Here is a 20,639-nt window from a genome sequence, read left to right on the forward strand (position 1 = left end):
GCGTCATATGAGGCAAGTGTCGAACTTTAAGAGAAGTAATTCGCCTAACATACTATGAAACGTCCTTCTATATTGAAGGACGCTCTCAAAAGTTATAGGTTTCCTAAAAATTACATACTAAACGAATTCAACCAAAAATAATGTTCAGTATTATTTTGTACCGAATAAGCGGTCGCCTGCATCACCTAAACCAGGGACAATGTAGCCATGGTCATTTAATTTTTCATCAAGTGCAGCAATATAAATATCTACATCTGGATGATGTTCTTGAATTTCTTTTACACCCTCTGGCGCAGCGATTAAGCACATGAATTTAATGCTTTTCGCACCACGTTTTTTCAGTGAGTTGATCGCTTCCACTGCTGATCCACCAGTTGCAAGCATTGGGTCTACAATGATGAAATCACGTTCTTCTACATCTGCAGGAAGTTTTGCATAGTATTCTACAGGTTTTAACGTTTCTGGATCACGATAAAGACCGATATGACCAACTTTAGCAGCTGGAATTAGTTTTAATACGCCATCTACCATGCCAATACCTGCACGTAAAATCGGTACAATCGCAATTTTCTTACCAGAAAGTACTTTTGTCTTAGCAACAGTAACTGGTGTCTCAATTTCAATTTCTTCTACTGGCATATCTCGTGTAATTTCGAATGCCATTAATGTTGCCACTTCGTCTACTAGCTCACGAAATTCTTTTGTTCCTGTATTCTTATCACGAATATAAGTTAACTTGTGTTGGATTAGTGGATGATCAAATACGTATACTTTGCTCAAAGGGATTCTCTCCTAACCGTTCAGATTCATTTTTATCTCACCTAGTATAACAGAAAAAAGGAGTCGTCTCAAAAATAAATTTGGGACAATTCCTTTTCAAGAATGTTTCCTACATATACTAGCAATTATTCATCTAGTATTGCATCTACATGTTCTATTGTCATTGGTTTGTAATAGAAATATCCTTGTCCTACTGTACAGCCGAGTGCACGTAAAATCTCAACTTGCTCTTTATTTTCAATACCTTCTGCGACCGAAGTCATTCCTAGGTTTAATGCTAATTGAATAATAGATCGGACAATAGCGAGTGTCGCAGCATCATCAATAGCATTAATAAAGCTTCGATCTATTTTCAATTCAGTAAACGGCAGTCTTTGTAAATAACTTAGAGATGAAAAGCCTGTGCCAAAGTCGTCCACCGAAGTTTTAAAACCGTAGCCCTTTAATTCTTGGATAATAGTAAAAGCAGTCTGAAAATCAACTAGGCCAATATTTTCCGTCACCTCTAAAATGATATCTTTCGGATCAATATCATATTTCCGAACGAGCCCCAATGTATCCTGTACAAAATTAGCATAGTAAAAATGATCAGGCGAAATATTGACTGCCACCTTCACTAGTTTTTTCCCTAACTTCTTGCGCTCTGCTAACCACGAAAGAACAAGCTCTAATATTTGACTATCGATTTCTCGTACCTTTCCCGCACTTTCTGCCACAGGAATAAAGATTGCCGGTGACACGAAACCTAGTTTTGGAGAAATCCAGCGAGCAAGTGCTTCAATACTATGAATTTCACCTGTCCGTAAATCAACCTTGGGCTGCAGATTCACCGAGATTTCTTTATTTTTTAATGCCTGTGCCAAATGGTTTAACACGGTCATTTGTTGCTCAAGCACATCATTTCTTTCTTGTATAAATATTTCCGTATGAGTCCCCGGTTTATTGGCAGCAAAGGATACAGCATTATCTGCAAAGCGAATCGCATCAGCCATTTTAATCTCATCGTTATATAAAGCGACACCCGTTTTTAGCGTAATATAAATGTTCTTTCCACCTATAATAAAAGGCTGACGAATAATCTCTTTTATACGCCTTTCATAATAGAAGAAATCTTCATCAGATGTCGCATTTGAAATGATTAAACTAGAGCTTGTAAATCTAGCAATGTATTCGTTACACTCATACCTCTCTTCATTTAGACGTTTGGCAATTTGTCTTAACAGTTCATCCCCCGCTTCACGACCATATAACTCAACAATTTGATGAAATTCGCTTGGCTTTAAGATTTTAATATTGCCATTTTGGCTGTACTCTTTTTCTACCTTATTTAAAAAACCATGTCGATTCGGTAGCCCCGTTGTGATATCGATATAGGCTAAATCCCATATCTTTTTTTGTGTTTTTGCATACGAGTATGCCAATGCAACAAGAGCACCGATTTTTCGAAACATGTATTCAAAAACCTTCTGGTCACTACCATGTTGCTCTAACAGTATCGCAAACAGTCCAATTGCTTGCTGTTGTTGATTGTATATTGGCATAAACCATCCAAACGGCTTTTCAGATGAATTGGCAAACATTTTATATTCTATCGGAAGATCAACATCATCCAAATTTTTCACTAGAATGGATGACTCCCCTTGCATAACACTCTTAAAAAAATCATTGTTTTCACAACAATCGGGTAAACCTTTTGTTTTATCGTTCCCTCGAAAAATTTGTAATTGGTCTGCCTCCGTTTTGACAAGTACCATGCTTGATATATTCGGCATAATAAATTCATCTAAACCACGGCAAATAATGCTCATCTTTTTATCAAAGGAATTGTCCTTTTCAATCGCTTCGTACATAGCTTTCTCAAGGCGCATTAAAAACTCCTCAGTGTGATAGTACGTAACATCCTTAACAAGTACTAAAACAAATAATGTTTCATCTTTATTATTTTGAAACGGGAGTGCCTGTATCTCCGCCCAAAAAAGAGGTTTATCGAAGCAACTATGGTGCAATTTTGCTTGTACCAAAACTCCGCTATGTATTTTTTGTTTAATCTTCTCAATAGTTGTCTGTTCTTCGTTTGACAACCATGCAAAATAATCGCTATTTATTATTTGCGAACGTGTAGTATTTGTCAGCGTACAAAAAGAATCATTACATTCCAATACACCATGATTTTTTGTCGCATCAAAAATAATGTAGCTTTCTTTAGAATTATCTCCTAACCTACGAATTGTATTAAATAGTATTTCATTTTCTTTGGACATCGTTTTAGTAACCATACAGCTCCTCCTCCCTCTATAACTAGCAATTATGCCTCGGCATAATTGCGTCCGGAATCGGCTTTGTGAAAGCACAGAGCCGATTCCATGACATCCGCCGGAGGCTTTAGGCCAGCAAATGTCTTTTGCACGAAAGCGTAATGCTAACGTAGCGGCAACAACAACACCAACAGGACGATGTTGGTCACTCAGGCATTTTCACAGGATGTAAAGTTCTTAGCCTGAGTTCCTCTTTCGCAGCGGGCGATTTGGACACCTGCTGAAAGAAGTTAAATCCCTCTTACATTGTACATAAAAATTCAATAAATTGTCACTTTTATAAAAACTTTTTCCTTCACAAGGACATTATTTGTCTCACTCTTTTATAATATATCCTTTGCTACTAAGTTTATGTAAAAAAATCCAAAAATAAAAGTATTTTATTTCCATATAAAAAAATAACTTCTCATTGAAACGTGTGGTTGATTTCCACTCCACTTGGCGCTTCCTAGCGGCGTCCGTGAGCTACTTGAGGCAGCAGATGTTTTTGCGCGAAAGCGGAGCGGCAGCGGCAGGATGTTTTTGCGCGAAAGTGGAGCGGCAGCGGCAGGATGTTTTTGCGCGAAAACGGAGCGGCAAGGCCACAAAAAAAAAGCTGCGGTTCAAGTGCAATCTACCACTTTAACCACAGCCTTATCTATTCTATTAAATTATGCGTATAATGGATGTTTGTCAGTTAAAGCTATTACGCGAGCTTTTGCTTCAGTTTTAACAGCTTCATCTTCTGGGTTTTTAAGAACCGTAGCAATAATTGCCCCAACTTCTTTCATGTCCTCTTCTTTGAAGCCACGAGATGTCACAGCCGGTGTACCGATGCGGATACCAGAAGTTACGAATGGAGATTCTGTATCGTAAGGGATTGTATTTTTATTTGTTGTAATCCCTACTTCATCAAGTGCGTGCTCTGCTACTTTCCCTGTTAAGCCAAGAGATTTCACATTAAGAAGTAACAAGTGGTTATCCGTACCACCAGATACAATTTCAACACCTTCTGCCATTAATACTTCTGCTAAAGCTTTAGCATTCGCTTTAATTTGTTTTGCATACTCTTTGAATTCTGGCTGTAATGTTTCACCAAACGCTACAGCTTTTGCAGCGATCACGTGCATTAATGGTCCACCTTGGATACCTGGGAATACCGATTTATTAAGCTTTTGCTCCCATTCTTTCGAAGCAAGGATTAAACCACCGCGTGGGCCACGTAATGTTTTATGTGTTGTAGATGTCACAAAATCAGCGTATGGCACTGGTGATTGGTGTTCACCAGCAGCTACAAGACCAGCGATATGTGCCATATCTACCATGAAATAAGCTCCTACTTCATCAGCGATTTCACGGAATTTAGCGAAATCGATTTCACGTGGGTATGCAGATGCACCTGCAACAATTAGTTTTGGTTTATGCTCTAATGCTTTTTGGCGTACATCTTCATAATCGATTACTTGAGTATCTTTTGTTACGCCATATTCAACGAAATTATATAGAATACCTGAGAAGTTTACAGGAGATCCATGTGTTAAGTGACCGCCATGAGATAAATTCATCCCAAGTACTGTATCTCCTGGTTCTAAAATCGTGTGGTATACAGCCATGTTTGCTTGTGCACCAGAGTGTGGTTGTACGTTTGCATATTCTGCACCAAAGATTTCTTTCACACGATCACGTGCAATATCTTCCACAACATCTACGTGTTCACAACCGCCATAGTAGCGTTTACCTGGATAACCTTCAGCATATTTATTTGTTAGAACAGAACCTTGTGCTTCCATTACTGCTTCAGATACAAAGTTTTCTGATGCGATTAACTCAATATTTGCTTGCTGACGTTTTTTTTCCGCAAGAATTCCGTCTAATACTGCTTTGTCTTGTACTGCTAATTTTTCGTATGCCATGTTTAAAAAAGCCTCCTAAGTATAATCGTTATTTGTATACCACTGATTTCAGAGGTAATTTTATTTATATACTGCACGCTCTCCGCCAATCAGCTTCGGACGTGTTGTTGCAATTGTCACAACCGCTTCCCCTACCATTCGCACAGAAGTACGAACTGGAACAGCTACTGCCTTTAAATGCATACCTATTAGTGTTTGACCAATGTCAATACCTGCATTCGCTTGTACAGCTTCTACAACAACTGGATTTGTAAATTGCGTAAACGCATAAGCGGACATCGAGCCACCCGCTGTACGAACTGGTACAACTGCTACCGGTTCATAACCAAATCGTTCTGCCGTTGTTGCTTCCATTGTAATAGCACGATTAATATGCTCACATCCTTGGAACGCTAGATGCAGTTGATGTTTCTTTGCAAATGCCTGCAACGGCTCAAAAATCGCCTCTCCAATTTCAAGCGCGCCTGCTGTGCCAATTTTCTGACCAATCACTTCAGATGTCGAGCAACCTACAACAAAAATAGTATTTGGTCGTAGGGTTACCTGCTCTTCAAATTCACTGAGTAACTGAGTCAAATGTGTTCGTATTTGTTGAACATCCACTATGCTCAGCCCCTTATTTCTAAATTATTTATGTCACACAGCTAAAAAGCTCTTTGAAGGAACTTTCTAGCGTAGGACATATGTTAACAAACTAAATTACTTTTCTTATTGCTCAAGCTCAGCGATTTTTTCAATGCGTCGCGTATGACGACCACCTTCAAAATCTGTTTCAAGCCATACTTTAGCAATTTCACGTGCAAGGCCTGGCCCAATAACACGCTCACCCATCGCTAAAACATTTGAATCGTTGTGGCAACGCGTTGCTTTTGCGCTAAATAAATCATGTACTAAAGCACAACGAATCCCCTTAATTTTATTTGCAGCAATTGACATACCAATGCCTGTACCGCAAATTAAAATACCTTTATCAAATTCCCCGCTAGCAACACCTTCAGTAACTGGTTTTGCATAATCAGGATAGTCTACTGAATCCGCAGATTGTGGACCAAAATCTTCGTAGCTGATATTTAGCTCATCTAACAGCTGCATAATCTCACGACGTAAGTTATTGCCTCCGTGATCAGAAGAAATTGCTATTCTCACTGGGTTCCCTCTTTTCGAAATTATAGTCAACACTAGTGTACCACTTCTCTCCCAAGAATAACATGATTTTTCTTGCATTTTTATGCTGATTTCTCCTAAAAGACGAACATTTCTTGTAAATCAATATAAAATCATTCACTTTCAGACCTCTTTTCCTGTGGATATTGTGAATATCATGTTGATAAATTCGGATAACGGTCTCTTGTTGAAATATTCTATCTTCTAAAGTTTGTTTATCTTTTCAATTACAGTGGACATACTATATCAATATTTTTTCTATGTGTTATCAGTTTTTGATGATATAGAACGCTTCTATACAACTGTGGGTGTGGGTAGAGTGAAGTCTTTTAGGTGTTTCTTCTATCCGGCGGGGCTTTTCTCTCTATCCATCATTTTTACGGTTCTATCCATCACTTTCACCATTCTATCCATCATTTCGTAAGTTCTATCCATTACTTTCGTCTTTCTATCCATCGCTTTGCGGTTTATCCGTCGTTGCTTCTCTTCTTTCCGTCGCTTCGTCAGTTTTATCCGTCGTTGCTACTCTCTTTTCCGTCGCTTGACGAACTAACCTTCGCTTCGACTTTTCTTTCCGTCACTTTCCTCGCTCTTTCCGTCGCTCCCGCAATTTTATCCGTCGTTGTGGTTCTTCTTTCCGTCGCTTGGCCGGCTACCCATCGTTCTTCTCTCCGCAGGCGCTATGCACAAACCTTAATACAACAAAAAAACTGTAGCAAACTCAAACCTCATCTGAGTTTATCTACAGTCTAAAATCTTCGCATTTAGGCTTGTCTATCAAATTGTTGAATCATTTTGTGCAGCTCATCTGATTGTTTCTTTAAATCTTCTGCTAGTTTTTCTACTTGCTCAATTGCGTATGCTTGTTCTTCTGCTGCACTGCGAACTTCCTGTGCACCTGCTGACGTTTCTTCTGCAATGGCTGCTACTTCTTGGGATTGACGAGCAGTTGTTTCGATATTATGCATTTGTTGTTCGATTAGAGCAGAAATTTCTACTATTGATGTTGCCATTTCGTGTACGCTTGAAGACATGCCTTCTACTGCTGTCGTAGTTTCTGATACGCGGGCAGCTTCTTTTGTCGCAAATGCCACCTGGTGATTCATTTGTTTGACCACAACCTCAACGTTTTGTTGCATCGATTGGATAAGGGACGTAATGCCTTGTACCGCTTTCGCACTTTCATCAGCTAAACCACGAACTTCCTCAGCTACAACCGCAAAACCTTTTCCGTGTTCTCCGGCACGCGCTGCCTCAATGGAAGCATTTAAAGCTAGTAAATTTGTTTGTGCTGCAATATCGCCAACTAGGCTTATGATGCGTTCTACCTGTCCGGCATTTTCCTCTAGTAGACGAATACTTTCTAATGCCTCATTATTGCCAGTCGCAATTTGTTGAATACTATTCACTAACGTTTCGATCGCTTTGGTTGTTGTTGTTAAATTATGTAGAATCTCTTTGGATTGTGTTGCCGATGCCTCTGCTCTACTGTTGACTTCTGTAGCGAGAGCTCGTACATCTTCAATAGCTTCAGCTGTATCTTGTACGGCTGTAGCAGACGCCTCTGCTCCTGTAGAAATGTGCTTTACCGTAGAGGCAATACCCTCTGCCTTTTTCGTTGCAACTGCAGCTTCATCAGATAGTTGAATGATTGATTGATTTGTTTGTTGGAAGTTAAGATCTATACTTTCAACCATCTGTCGTAAATTTAATACCATTTGTTGAAATGCCTCTGCAACAGATCGAATCTCATCATTTGTTTTCGGCATTTCTACATCCTGTCCAATTTTTCCTTCTGCAACACGAGAAGCTGAATTTTCGAGCTGCTGTAAAGGTTTAATTAATATTACACTGAACACTGCGGCCAAAATGCATGACCACGTAATTCCTAACAGATAAGTAATAATTTCAAACATCTTACGATTGATCTCTGGGAAGAAGGTAGGTTGTATATATTCGATAAATATAAAACTGATACTGTAAGTGATTAGTGCAAGAATACCGACAAATAATATAAGTTTAAGTCGTAAGCCAAACTGCTTTTTCATAGCGACCCTCAATTCTCTTCAATTTTTTTTACTAATCGTTCTACTAATTTCGTTAATTCTGCAAATGTTTCTCTATAAATCCCAATACTCCCACCGTAAGGATCTACAACATTTCCGCCACTAGCTTCACTTGTATATTCTTTTAAAGTAAAAACTTTTTGTTCAGCATTTGAATAATTAGCAATAATTGTATCTTTATGAGCTGTTGTCATTGTTAAAATTAAATCAGCCCAGTCCATTTCAGTTATTGATAATTGTGTTGCTAAATGCTGATGCGTCATATTTGCTTCATATAATACTTGTTGTGCATGTGCAGACATTTCTGCATTTGGCATGGCATAAATGCCCGCCGATCGGACCTCTACATTGTCCATTTGTTTATGTTTTAAAATAACCTCTGCCATGGGACTGCGACAAGTATTCCCCGTGCAAACAAATAGTATTTTCATACTTATCACCCTCCACTGATTTCCCTATTGCAAGATAGCTAGGAAACCCATAATAATAAAAAAAATTCCTGTAATGATTTGAAATTTATTGCCAAGTAAAATCTGACTTTTCCGTGCAATGACTAATGACCCATAAGAGCAAATAAGCGCACTGACACCTGCACTTATAATAAATACCATTTTCTCTAAGTTTAGCATACCAAAAGAAACACTTACTGAAAAGGTATCTAGGCTTGCAGTCACAGCTAAAAGTATTGATGAAATTGTAACTTTTTCATTTTTTCGCGAAAATAATAGTAAATGCAAGCCCATACAAAATAATAAAATACTTGAAATCCATTGTCCCCATTCTAAGAGGAAACGCACTAAATAGCTTCCTAATTCGAAGCCTAATAACGGGAAGAGCATATGCAAAGCAGCTGTCCATACCGATAAAAAAAATCGATATTTAACATTTGGCAATAATACATATAAGCCAATCACATCTACAGACGTTATTATACCTGCAAGAATTCCCTGCAAGAAAGCACTCCTTCGCTCTCTAATATTTTATCATTTTATGCTCGAAAATACAGTATTATCATAATACAATTTCCTTACACTATGGTGCTAAAAGTCACTGTACTAATGAACATTCAGCCTCCTTTATGGTAAAAACTCGCTATGCTTTTCACAACTATAGCTGAAGTACAAAAGTCTAAGTGGATTTTATAACGAAAGCGAGTCGTTAATTAATTGCCCACTATTAATTTGTGGAGGAAAGCCCCCACTGGTCAATACAAAAAAATAGTATGCTAGAAGTTACCTCTAGCATACTATTTTATAGGTAGTTTATTTACGGAGTATACCATTTCCCGCCAGCTGCCTTCTCAAGTCGATTCATAATTGCAGCCCCTACCCCATCAGTCGATGTAGTAGTCGCTAGGATCATTGTAGCTGTTGTTTTATCGCAAGCTCTTAGGGCATGGTACAATGTCGCGCCCATTTCTTCCTTACTACCAGCTTCTCCTATTGAGAAATAAAAATCAGCCTTGCTGTCAACAAAGTTATCTGGTGCAAGTAACGCTACTTGATGCCCTTGTTTTTGTAATTGACGTATTGCCTCCTGAACTTTCTCCAAATCACAATCAATTAATAGCACAGGAGCGTTTGGAGCATAGTGTGTATATTTCATACCAGGAGCTTTTGGAGTAGTCTCTAATTTTTGCTCTGTTTTCGAAGGTTGCAGTACTGGGCCGATTTTAGCCTCTAACATTTCCTTTGTAACTCCACCTGGACGCAAAATTACTGGAGGTTCGTGTGTAACATCTAACACTGTGGATTCGAGCCCAATCCCAGTAGACCCTCCATCTAAAATATAAGGTATGTACCCTCCCAAATCATCCTGAACATGTATGGCTTCTGTAGGACTCGGCTTCCCACTACGATTAGCACTCGGCGCAGCAAGTGGCTTTTTTAATTGTTGCAGTAAGGCGAGTGCAACTGGATGATCGGGCATTCGAATACCGACAGTCGTAAGACCAGCTGTCACACTATTTGCCAGCACATTTGGCTTTACAGGCATGACAAGTGTCAGTGGACCTGGCCAAAATAAATCCATGCATTTTTTGGCTACTTCTGAAATATGCTCGATATAAAGTTCGACTTCCTCTTTCGTGCCAATGTGGACAATTAGCGGATTGTCTGAAGGACGACCTTTTGCTTCAAATATCTTTTTGACCGCTGTACCATTTGTTGCAACAGCTCCAAGTCCATAAACCGTTTCTGTTGGAAATGCCACGACCTCACCTGCATTTAAGATATCCACAGCCTGTGCATAATTTGTCTGACTATTCGCATTTTTATCCACAATCTTGCAAACGGTTTCCATAATTAAAACCTTCCTTCAATTATTCGTTTTTACTGAATTATCCACATAATGTTTATAACTTATTAAAAATTGTGCATAAGTTATCTGAATTTGTAAATAATTCATTCAAAAAAACCTTTAATCCATTCCCATATAAAAAATGTAACTGGTTCCTGCTCTTCTTTTGGTTCTTCTTTTTGTTCATCTTTATCGGGCTCACAAATCGATGGGAATATGCTACACCACCAGTTATCACCACGTGCATCACCGATTTTCACGACAATCGAATGATACAAATTTTGTGGATAAAGCACAGCATTTTGTCTCTTCGGTGGAAATAAGTTATCCCCAATCACAACTTGTGTATGAAGCTGTGGATAATTTTCTTTTATTTCTGCTTCAATTTCTTGTTTTAATGAAAGTATTTGCTCGTTATCCACAGTTTTAGCTCCAGCACTAGCTACTAACTGCTTAAAATACGGCTTTAAATTTTTGACAAGCTGTTCTTTTTCAAGCTGATCCTGTGTCGTGTTGCTATTGGCAATCACGCGTATACGAAAATCATTTTCTTGCTCATAATTACTAGCTTCTTTCGCAAAACCTACTAATGATGGAATATATAAAATACATAATTGTAAAGTAATCGCAATTACTACTAATCTTGCAAAAGCTAAAAAGATATTTTGTTTAGGTAATCTAATAATCTTGTATTCGTTTAACATAAAAATCCCTCCTTGCTCAACATTGTGGGCAAGAAGTAGATACTTTATACATGAATTTCACAAAAAATCATTCGAGGCTTACCGTTTATATCTTTTTCTATCGAAACGGTTGCCTGTGGAAAACTATTTTTAAAGAATTGAGCGACCTGCTCCCCTTGTGTATAACCGATTTCAAGACCAATGAAGGCTGGTTTATTCATAAGAGGTGGAAGCTGTTCAGCCAATTTTCTATATAAAATAAGTCCATCTTCTTCTGCAAAAAGAGCACTATGTGGTTCATGCTCTAGCACGGTATTGGACATCTCTTTTGCTTCATCAAATGCAATATACGGTGGGTTCGATAAAACGATATCAAATTTCTCACCTGACAGAGGTTTCGTTAAATCCCCTAGTCGAAAATCAATATCCGCCGCTAATCTTTGTGCATTTTTTTGTGCTGTAGATAAAGCAGCTTCAGATAAATCAGTGGCTACGACTGTTAGCTCTGGACATTCTAACTTCATAGAAAGAGCAATTGCACCACTACCTGTACCAATATCTGCAAGCTTCAAGTTTTTGTTTTTAAATATTTTGTTCATACGATTGATAGTTCCAAGCACTAATTCCTCGGTCTCAGGTCTAGGAATAAGTACTGACTCATCGACAATAAATGAACGACCATAAAATTCTTCACTACCGATGCAATACTGTACAGGTCGTCCACTCGCATGCTCTTCGATAAGTTCTTTAAATTTCTCTTGTTGTTCAGCTGTTAATTCGTCTTGAAGGTGTAACATTACTTCTGAATAGCTAGTGCCAAGTATATGCTGCATGACAATACGTGCCGCTGTTTCCTCACAACCATTATCCACTAAAAAAGAAGAAGCCCATTGAAGGGCCCCCATTACATTATTATAGGTCATCATTTAATCGCTCTAGCTTCGATGCTTGCTCTTCTAAAATGAGCGTATCAATGATTTCGTCTAGTCTACCTTCGACGATTTGGTCTAGTTTTTGAATCGTTAAACCAATACGGTGGTCTGTTACTCGGTTTTGTGGATAATTGTATGTGCGAATACGCTCAGAGCGATCGCCTGAACCTACTGCTGATTTACGTGTAGCATCGATTTCCTTTTGCGCTTCACGCATATACATATCAGCAACACGAGCACGCAAAATTTTCATTGCCTTTTCACGGTTTTTAATTTGTGATCGTTCATCCTGCATCGATACAACAACACCTGTCGGTAAGTGAGTCATACGCACAGCTGACATCGTTGTATTTACCGATTGACCACCGGCACCAGAAGATGCAAATGTATCCACTCGGATATCTTTCTCATGAATTTCAACATCTACTTCTTCAACTTCAGGTAAGCAAGCTACTGTCGCTGTCGAAGTATGAATACGCCCTTGAGATTCTGTTGCAGGTACACGTTGTACACGGTGTGCGCCATTTTCAAATTTGAATTTTGAATATGCACCTTGACCGTTAATCATGAAAATAACTTCTTTATAGCCGCCCATTGGGTTTGGCGTCGCTTCCATTATGTCAATTTTCCAGCCTTGTGTTTCTGCATAACGAGAGTACATACGGAACAAATCACCCGCGAAAATATTCGCCTCGTCTCCACCAGCTGCCCCACGAATCTCCATAATAACGTTTTTATTATCATTAGGATCTTTTGGAATTAATAGAATACGTAAACGTTCTTCTAGCTCTTCTTGCTGTTCTTTTAGAAGGTTGAATTCTTCTTTCACCATCTCATGCATATCAGGATCTTTTTCATTATCTAACATCTCACGTGTATCAGCTAACTGCTCTTTTACACTTTTATATTCACGATAAGCATCTACAGTTTCCTGGATATCTGATTGTTCTTTGGAATATTCACGTAATTTTTTATTATCATTCACAATATCAGGATCACTTAAAAGCTCTGTTAACCTTTCGTAACGATCCTCCACTGCTTGTAATCGATCGAACATGGATTTCACCTCTATTTAGTTTTTTATGAAGTTTGCTCTGTTGTAACTGTCGCATCATTACTGAAAAAGAGAAACTCTAAATTAGAATTACGCTAAACGCGTAAGGATTTTTTATATACATTTATTATTTCCACTACTTAGTATAAGGAAATCTTCGCATGTATGCCACTTTTTCTTCATTCTATCAACTGGCATTTTGCCTTATAGCGACGGATGAGCGTGACATTTTCGACAAACTGGATAGTAGGAATCATTCCCGCCAATTTGAATTTGATCACCCGTATAAACAGGCTTCCCACTTTCATCAACGCGTAAATTCATTGTCGCTTTTTTATGACAGAACCAGCAAATCGTTTTCATTTCCTCAATTTTATCTGCATATGTAAGCATGTACTGACTGCCTTCAAAGAGCTCATTTTGGAAATCGTTTTTTAGACCGAAGCCCATAACTGGAATATCTAACTCATCGACGATATAGGCTAACTGCAAAACATGCTCTTTTTTTAGAAATTGTACTTCATCAACAAGTACACAGTATGGTTTTACAGCATTGTTTTTTACTAGCTCAAAAATATTTGTATCATCATTAACAGGAATGGCTTGTTGACGTAAGCCTACTCGACTTGAGATAAAGCCTACTTCATCTCGCGTATCTATGCCTGGTGTAAACATCATTACAGGTTTTTGTTGTTCTTCATAGTTATGCGCAACTTTTAAAATTTCTATAGATTTACCACTATTCATTGCACCGTGTTTAAAATATAGCTGTGCCATTTTGTCTTCTCCCTTTCTTCATGTCGATCTGGATACTGAAAAGACTCGCATCAGGTATTTCTTTAATATACTGAAAAAAATACCTGCCAAGCACATGCTTGGCAGGTATTAAACTAACATTAGTTTTTAAGACCGTATTTTTTGTTGAAACGATCCACGCGACCATCAGCAGACGCGAATTTTTGACGGCCAGTATAGAATGGGTGACAATCGTTGCAGAACTCGACAACGATGTTTTCTTTTACTGAACCAGTTTTGAAAGTGTTACCACAAGAGCAAGTTACTGTTGCTTCTTTGTAATCTGGATGAATTCCTTGTTTCATATTCGTTTTCTCCTCTCGCCCTGAACCATCTGGAACAGAGTATTATCGAACTGTACCTTACATAGCCCGAATATGTCGGCTACATATGTACACGTTGCATACTTATCAATAGTACCATATGAAATATATATTTGACAATAGTTTTGAGTGTATTAACAATTAGTTATTTATAACAAAAAATTAAGCACTTCTCCTATTCCAGAGTCTATCATAAATGAGAAAACAATCGAAGATAAAATAACTGTTACTACTAAATAGAAAATAAAACCGTAAAAACTATCAATGTTTTTAGATTTATTACTTAACAACTTAATCATAAAAAAACCACCATCGACTATCGCTAGTCCATGGTGATTCATGATTTATAGTAGGCCTTTACCTTTAGTAGCTTTTTTCATATCTTCATTTAACTTTTCAAAGAATTCTTCATTTGATTTTGTTGTACGTAATTTTTTCATGAAGCGCTCCGCAAAATCAGGTGCGTCCGAGAATGTTTTACGAATTGCCCACAGTTTTTCAAGTTGCTCAGGCTCAAGCAGAAGCTCTTCCTTACGTGTACCTGAACGGCGGATATCGAGCGCAGGGAAAATACGACGCTCGGCTAATTGGCGATCAAGATGAAGCTCTAGATTACCTGTTCCTTTAAATTCCTCATAAATGACCTCATCCATACGAGATCCTGTATCCACTAAAGCAGTCGCTAAAATTGTTAAACTACCGCCTTCTTCAATATTACGTGCTGAACCAAAGAATCGTTTTGGTCGATGGAACGCAGCAGGGTCAATACCACCTGAAAGCGTACGACCGCTCGGAGGAATAACTAAGTTATATGCACGTGCTAAACGTGTAATAGAATCCATTAAAATAATAACATCACGCTTATGCTCAACTAAGCGGCGTGCACGTTCTAACACGATTTCTGCAACTTTCACATGATTTTCTGGAACTTCATCGAAAGTCGAGCTCACTACATCTGCATTCACTGAACGTTCAATATCAGTTACTTCCTCAGGGCGTTCGTCAATAAGTAATACAATTAACTCTGCATCTGGATAATTAGTCGTAATAGAATTCGCGATTTCTTTTAATAATGATGTTTTCCCTGCTTTTGGTGGTGCAACGATCAATCCACGCTGCCCAAAACCTACAGGTGCCACTAAATCCATAATACGAGTCGATAAATTACGTTGTGTTGTTTCAAGCTTAATTTGTCGATCTGGATATAAAGGCGTTAATGCAGGAAAATGCACACGTTCCTTGGCTACTTCTGGGTCTTCGCCGTTAACAGCATCTACCTGTAGTAATCCATAATAGCGTTCATTTTCTTTAGGTGGACGTACTTTACCAGATACCTTGTCCCCATTTCGTAGGTCAAAGCGACGAATCTGAGAAGCAGAAATATAAATATCCTCTTTACTTGGAGAGTAGTTAATTGGACGAAGGAAGCCAAAGCCTTCTTGCGAAACAATTTCTAGTACACCTTCCATAAAGAAATAGCCTTCTTGCTCCGAACGTGTTTTCAAAATAGCAAATATTAATTCTTTTTTCGTTAGCTTGCTATAATATGAAATTTTATATTGGCGTGCAAGGGCATAAAGCTCCTTTAACGTCATGTTTTCTAATTGAGCGATTGTCAATGCAGACATATGCACAACTCCAGTCTTTTTCAAAATATAATTTTCATTTTTGGGGTTATCATAGAAGATTTTTGCGATAGGCTTATATCGCCTTGGCGTAAATGTTACACTTTGCTTACACTACAATAGCATTTTGCTAAAAGAAGATAAAGTTAATCTTTTCGTACCTGTCAGCATTTTCAGTTGTTCGTTAGAAATTAAGCATAGCGATAGATACTTCAAATTAACTAGGAAATACATTGAAGCATAACACAGCCTTATAAAACTATGGGATGGTTGAAAATTTAGAAGAAGTACCTAGTGCGAAAAGATGCACTAGGTATATTTTAGAAGAAAAATTTATTAATAGCTAGGTTTTTTATCAAGAGCGTGGCGACCTTCTACAAAACGCACTGTTCCAGACTTAGCTCGCATAACTACTGAATGTGTTAATGCGTAGGCTCCTTTATACTGAACACCTTTTAATAGCTCACAATCTGTTACAGCAGTCGCTGCAAAAATAGCATCGTCACCTTTAACTAGGTCATCTAAATAAAGAACTTTTTCTACGTCTACACCCATTTTTTCGCAGCGCGCTAACTGTTCATCGTCTTCTGGCACTAGCTTCGCTTGGAAGTCTCCACCTAGACATTTTAATGCAACAGCTGAAATAACACCCTCTGGTGCACCACCTGTACCAAACATAATATCAATGCCAGTTTCATCAAAAGCAGTATTAATAGCTGCTCCAACGTCACCGTCTTGAATAAATTTAATACGTGCTCCTGCTTCTCGAATTTCATCAACAATTGCTTGGTGACGTGGTCGATCTAAAAGTGTAGCTACTACGTCCGAAATATCTTTATTTTTAGCTTTTGCTACCTGTAATAAATTATACGTAACAGAAGCGTTAATATCTACCTTACCAGCCGCTTCTGGACCTACTGCAATTTTCTCCATGTACATATCAGGCGCGTTTAACAGATTACCTTTATCCGCAATAGCAAGAACTGTCATTGCACCATTTGTACCCTTCGCTACAATATTTGTACCTTCTAATGGGTCAACTGCGATATCTACTTGAGGACCACCATTGCGTAGGCCAAGCTCTTCACCAATATAAAGCATTGGTGCTTCATCCATCTCGCCTTCACCAATCACTACTGTAGCATGCATTGGAATTGTATCGAACATTACGCGCATCGCTGTCGTTGCTGCATCATCTGCCTCAATTTTTAAACCGCGGCCCATCCATTTCCCGGATGCGATTGCTGCTGCCTCTGTTACTCGTACTACTTCCATCGATAAACTACGTTCCATTGTCTTATTTGCCTCCCGTTATCGGCATATTTCTTCGCCGAAACATTCAAATTACCTCTATTGTAACATAGTTAGTTCAAAACTTTTAGCTCTCATTATTCCTTTGTCTCTGCTACGCGTGCCATTATTGTTTCACGTCGAATATCTGCGCCTAAATCACGTAATTTCTCAATAAGTGAGCTATACCCACGCTCAATATGATAGATATCGTGAATTTCTGTTTCGCCTTCAGCTAAAAGGCCTGCTAATACTAACGCTGCACCAGCACGAAGGTCTGTAGCCGTTACAGTTGAACCTTGTAATTTACTAGGACCTGTAATCATAGCTGTATTTCCTTCAACGCGTGCATTGGCATTCATACGACGAAGTTCATCAATATGCTTAAATCGAGCTGTATAAATTGTATCTGTTACCTTTGAGGAACCAAATGCTTGAGACATTAAAACAGAAAGTGGTTGCTGAATATCTGTTGGGAACCCAGGATACACTAATGTTTTTACATCAACGGCTTGCAATGTGGAAAGGTCCGTTTTTGGCACAAAAATACTTTCTTCACCGATTTCGATTTTGACGCCCATTTCACGAAGCTTTGCAGTAATCGCCTCTAAATGCAATGGAATAACATTATCAATAGTAATGCCTTCACCTAAAGCGGCAGCCATGATCATAAACGTAGCCGCTTCAATGCGATCTGGAATAATCGTATGCTCCGTACCATGAAGCTCCTCTACGCCTTCAATACGGATAACACTTGTACCCGCACCTTTAATATTAGCTCCCATGTTAGTGAGAAGAGTTGCTACATCAATAATCTCCGGTTCTTTTGCTGCATTTTCAATAACCGTACGTCCTTTTGCAAGAACAGCAGCTAACATAATGTTAATAGTTGCTCCCACACTGGCAACGTCTAAATATATTTTGGCACCAATTAATTCATCAGCACGTAAATAAATCGCTCCATGCTCATTTGTGATTTTCGCACCTAATGCCTCAAAGCCTTTAATATGTTGATCAATAGGACGCGGCCCTAAGAAACAGCCTCCCGGTAAACCAATCACAGCTTTTTTAAAGCGACCAAGCATTGCTCCCATTAAGTAATAGGAAGCACGAAGTTTTTTCACGTTGCCGTTCGGTAATGGCAACGCAATCATGTCTGTTGGATCAATTGTCATTACGCCATCCTCAAATGACACTTCTCCACCGATTTCCTCTAATAATGCCTTTAACGTCCACGCATCAGAAATTTCTGGTAACCCTCCAATTGTCACTGGAGAGTTCGCCAAAATTGATGCTGGAATCAAGGCGACTGCACTATTTTTTGCACCACTAACTTTTATTGTACCTTTTAGACGATTTTCGCCTGTAATTTTATAAACATCCATTTCGCGTTCTCCCTCATGATTGGAAAGTAATATTTTCTGCAATTGGCTCACTATATAATTTTATTATTCGCCTTTTCTCTTATTCCAATCCGCTAAAAATCCTTCAATTCCTTTTTCCGTTAATGGATGATTGAAAAGTTGCTTTAATACTTTAAAAGGAGTCGTCGAAATATGTGCACCAGCAAGTGCTGCAGCTGTTACATGTTGCGGATGACGAATAGATGCAGCGATAATTTGCGTATCGATATTATGAATTGTGAAAATATCTGCAATCGTTTCAATTAGTTCTACACCGTTTTGACCCATATCATCTAAACGACCGATAAATGGTGATACATATGTAGCACCTGCACGAGCAGCCATTAATGCTTGGTTAGCACTAAAGATTAATGTTACGTTCGTTTTAATACCTTTGTCTGCAAAGAAGCGACATGCCTCTAAGCCCGCTGGAGTCATTGGCAGTTTAACTGTAATATTCGGAGCAATCGCAGCCAATTCTAAGCCTTCTTTAATCATACCTTCTGCATCTAAAGCAATTACTTCCCCGCTCACTGAGCCATCTACAAGCTCTGTGATTTCACGAAGTCGATCATGGAAAGAAACATTCTCTTCTTTAGCAACTAACGATGGGTTTGTTGTAACACCTGATAAAATCCCCCATGCGTGTGCTTCTTTAATCTCTTCAAAGTTTGCTGTATCAATGAAAAATTTCATTATAGTTCCTCCTGATCACTGTTTTGGCTCATTACCCTAACGTAGGGTTGATTTCCGTTCCGGCTGGGCGCTTTCCTGGGGGCGTTCGATGAGCCGCTAATCCCCAAGGAGTCGCCCAGCCTTCACTCCAATCAACTTATTTACATAGTATACGTTTTTACAAATGTCATTCCTAACTTTTGGTGATGAACCTTATATTAGAATTTTCGCCAATAATTTTTTATTTCAAAAACAAGAGAAGGTCGATAACAACATCAACACTTCTCTTATTATGTGTATTCATCTCTGTTTTTTTAGCATATTAGATACTAAAATTATGCTTTTTGTGCACTACCAAATTCACGGATTTTCCCAATAACTGTCGCTTTAATCGCTTCACGTGCTGGAGCAAGGAATTTACGAGGATCATAAACAACTTTATCATTATCAAGAACTTCACGGATTACTTTTGTAGCAGCAATTTGATTTTCAGTATTGACGTTAATTTTTGCTGTACCTAATGAAATTGAGCGTTGAATATCTTTTGTTGGAATACCTGTACCACCATGTAATACTAATGGAAGTTCTGCTAAGTTTGAGATTTCTTCCATCTCTTTAAAGCCTAGGTTTGGTTCTCCTTTATAAGGACCATGTACAGAGCCAAGTGCTGGTGCTAAACAATCGATATCTGTTAGCTCAACCATTTTACGGCATTCTTCTGGATCAGCGTACATAATACCACCGATTACGCCATCCTCGTCACCACCTACTGTACCAAGCTCAGCTTCAACAGAAACACCTTTCGAATGAGCATACTCAACTACTTTTGAAGTAGTCGCAACATTTTCCTCGAATGGATGATGAGAAGCATCAATCATTACAGAAGTAAAGCCTGCATCAATTGCTTCTTTACATTTTTCAAAGCTTGAACCGTGGTCAAGGTGAATAGCTACAGGTACCGTAGTGCCATAAGATTCCATTAAACCTTTTACCATGTGTACAACGGAGATAAATCCGCCCATATATTTACCTGCACCTTCAGAAACGCCTAGAATAACTGGAGATTTTTCCTCTTCAGCTGCTTGTAAAATTGCTTGAGTCCACTCAAGGTTGTTGATGTTGAACTGACCAACCGCATAACCTTCTGCTTTTGCTTTAATTAACATCTCTTTCATAGATACTAATGCCATACTAAAAATCCTCCTCTTAGGACTATTCTTTCTACATAAATATGCTATTTAATCATAGCAAAAACAAAGTAACCTGAAAAGCATTTCAGGTTACTTTGTTTTCTGCACGAAAGCGAAGTGCAACGGAGCGGCAGTGTCAACCGGAGTGTAGTGC

At 38.5% G+C, this 20,639-nt stretch carries 19 protein-coding genes; all 19 read right to left on the bottom strand.

Annotation, left to right across the window (positions count from 1 at the left end; all coding sequences use genetic code 11):
- Positions 1-150: 150 nt before the first annotated feature.
- The 19 genes from upp to ACQKMI_RS15880 all read right to left on the bottom strand — a co-directional run bounded on the left by upp (position 151) and on the right by ACQKMI_RS15880 (position 20,485).
- On the bottom strand, positions 151-780 hold the full coding sequence (gene upp, locus ACQKMI_RS15790) for a uracil phosphoribosyltransferase (RefSeq protein WP_049668019.1): 630 nt from the start codon (positions 778-780) through the stop codon (positions 151-153).
- 125 nt (positions 781-905) lie between these two features.
- The gene (locus tag ACQKMI_RS15795; protein ID WP_427490435.1) at positions 906-3,056 is read right to left on the bottom strand and encodes an EAL domain-containing protein; all 2,151 of its coding nucleotides are present in this window, start codon (positions 3,054-3,056) and stop codon (positions 906-908) included.
- 689 nt (positions 3,057-3,745) lie between these two features.
- Complete coding sequence (gene glyA, locus ACQKMI_RS15800) at positions 3,746-4,987, bottom strand: serine hydroxymethyltransferase (RefSeq protein ID WP_427490437.1); 1,242 nt, start codon at positions 4,985-4,987, stop codon at positions 3,746-3,748.
- A gap of 60 nt (positions 4,988-5,047) precedes the next feature.
- Positions 5,048-5,590 carry a TIGR01440 family protein gene (locus tag ACQKMI_RS15805; RefSeq protein WP_427490439.1) on the bottom strand — a complete coding sequence of 181 codons (543 nt, stop codon included), beginning with the start codon at positions 5,588-5,590 and terminating at the stop codon, positions 5,048-5,050.
- Between the two features lie 105 nt (positions 5,591-5,695).
- A complete protein-coding gene (rpiB, locus tag ACQKMI_RS15810) occupies positions 5,696-6,133 on the bottom strand; it encodes a ribose 5-phosphate isomerase B (RefSeq protein ID WP_068986237.1) in 438 nt (145 codons plus the stop codon).
- A 782-nt stretch (positions 6,134-6,915) separates the two neighbouring features.
- The gene (locus ACQKMI_RS15815) at positions 6,916-8,199 is read right to left on the bottom strand and encodes a methyl-accepting chemotaxis protein (protein ID WP_427490441.1); all 1,284 of its coding nucleotides are present in this window, start codon (positions 8,197-8,199) and stop codon (positions 6,916-6,918) included.
- Positions 8,200-8,207: 8 nt separating this feature from the next.
- The gene (locus ACQKMI_RS15820) at positions 8,208-8,648 is read right to left on the bottom strand and encodes a low molecular weight protein arginine phosphatase (protein WP_427490443.1); all 441 of its coding nucleotides are present in this window, start codon (positions 8,646-8,648) and stop codon (positions 8,208-8,210) included.
- A 24-nt stretch (positions 8,649-8,672) separates the two neighbouring features.
- On the bottom strand, positions 8,673-9,170 hold the full coding sequence (locus ACQKMI_RS15825) for a manganese efflux pump MntP family protein (protein ID WP_427490445.1): 498 nt from the start codon (positions 9,168-9,170) through the stop codon (positions 8,673-8,675).
- A gap of 313 nt (positions 9,171-9,483) precedes the next feature.
- On the bottom strand, positions 9,484-10,518 hold the full coding sequence (locus ACQKMI_RS15830; protein WP_427490447.1) for an L-threonylcarbamoyladenylate synthase: 1,035 nt from the start codon (positions 10,516-10,518) through the stop codon (positions 9,484-9,486).
- A gap of 101 nt (positions 10,519-10,619) precedes the next feature.
- On the bottom strand, positions 10,620-11,219 hold the full coding sequence (locus ACQKMI_RS15835; protein WP_427490449.1) for a stage II sporulation protein R: 600 nt from the start codon (positions 11,217-11,219) through the stop codon (positions 10,620-10,622).
- Between the two features lie 44 nt (positions 11,220-11,263).
- Complete coding sequence (gene prmC, locus ACQKMI_RS15840) at positions 11,264-12,124, bottom strand: peptide chain release factor N(5)-glutamine methyltransferase (RefSeq protein ID WP_427490451.1); 861 nt, start codon at positions 12,122-12,124, stop codon at positions 11,264-11,266.
- The gene (gene prfA / locus ACQKMI_RS15845) at positions 12,111-13,187 is read right to left on the bottom strand and encodes a peptide chain release factor 1 (protein WP_323648705.1); all 1,077 of its coding nucleotides are present in this window, start codon (positions 13,185-13,187) and stop codon (positions 12,111-12,113) included. The genes prmC and prfA overlap by 14 nt, the downstream gene beginning before the upstream one ends.
- Positions 13,188-13,388: 201 nt before the next feature.
- Complete coding sequence (locus tag ACQKMI_RS15850; protein WP_323648707.1) at positions 13,389-13,961, bottom strand: thymidine kinase; 573 nt, start codon at positions 13,959-13,961, stop codon at positions 13,389-13,391.
- Between the two features lie 119 nt (positions 13,962-14,080).
- Positions 14,081-14,284 carry a 50S ribosomal protein L31 gene (gene rpmE, locus ACQKMI_RS15855; RefSeq protein ID WP_010857976.1) on the bottom strand — a complete coding sequence of 68 codons (204 nt, stop codon included), beginning with the start codon at positions 14,282-14,284 and terminating at the stop codon, positions 14,081-14,083.
- A 362-nt stretch (positions 14,285-14,646) separates the two neighbouring features.
- The gene (gene rho, locus ACQKMI_RS15860) at positions 14,647-15,930 is read right to left on the bottom strand and encodes a transcription termination factor Rho (RefSeq protein WP_049668004.1); all 1,284 of its coding nucleotides are present in this window, start codon (positions 15,928-15,930) and stop codon (positions 14,647-14,649) included.
- A 333-nt stretch (positions 15,931-16,263) separates the two neighbouring features.
- A complete protein-coding gene (gene glpX, locus ACQKMI_RS15865; RefSeq protein ID WP_323648712.1) occupies positions 16,264-17,220 on the bottom strand; it encodes a class II fructose-bisphosphatase in 957 nt (318 codons plus the stop codon).
- 95 nt (positions 17,221-17,315) lie between these two features.
- On the bottom strand, positions 17,316-18,602 hold the full coding sequence (locus ACQKMI_RS15870; protein WP_323648714.1) for a UDP-N-acetylglucosamine 1-carboxyvinyltransferase: 1,287 nt from the start codon (positions 18,600-18,602) through the stop codon (positions 17,316-17,318).
- Positions 18,603-18,665: 63 nt separating this feature from the next.
- Positions 18,666-19,316, bottom strand: coding sequence for a fructose-6-phosphate aldolase (fsa, locus tag ACQKMI_RS15875; RefSeq protein WP_427415371.1), 651 nt, complete (start codon positions 19,314-19,316; stop codon positions 18,666-18,668).
- A gap of 314 nt (positions 19,317-19,630) precedes the next feature.
- Entirely contained in the window at positions 19,631-20,485 is an 855-nt protein-coding gene (locus tag ACQKMI_RS15880; protein WP_427415372.1) for a class II fructose-bisphosphate aldolase, read from the bottom strand.
- Positions 20,486-20,639: the final 154 nt, after the last annotated feature.

Origin of the sequence: Lysinibacillus sp. NPDC097214, from assembly GCF_050277945.1 — a bacterium.
GTDB lineage: Bacteria > Bacillota > Bacilli > Bacillales_A > Planococcaceae > Lysinibacillus > Lysinibacillus xylanilyticus_B.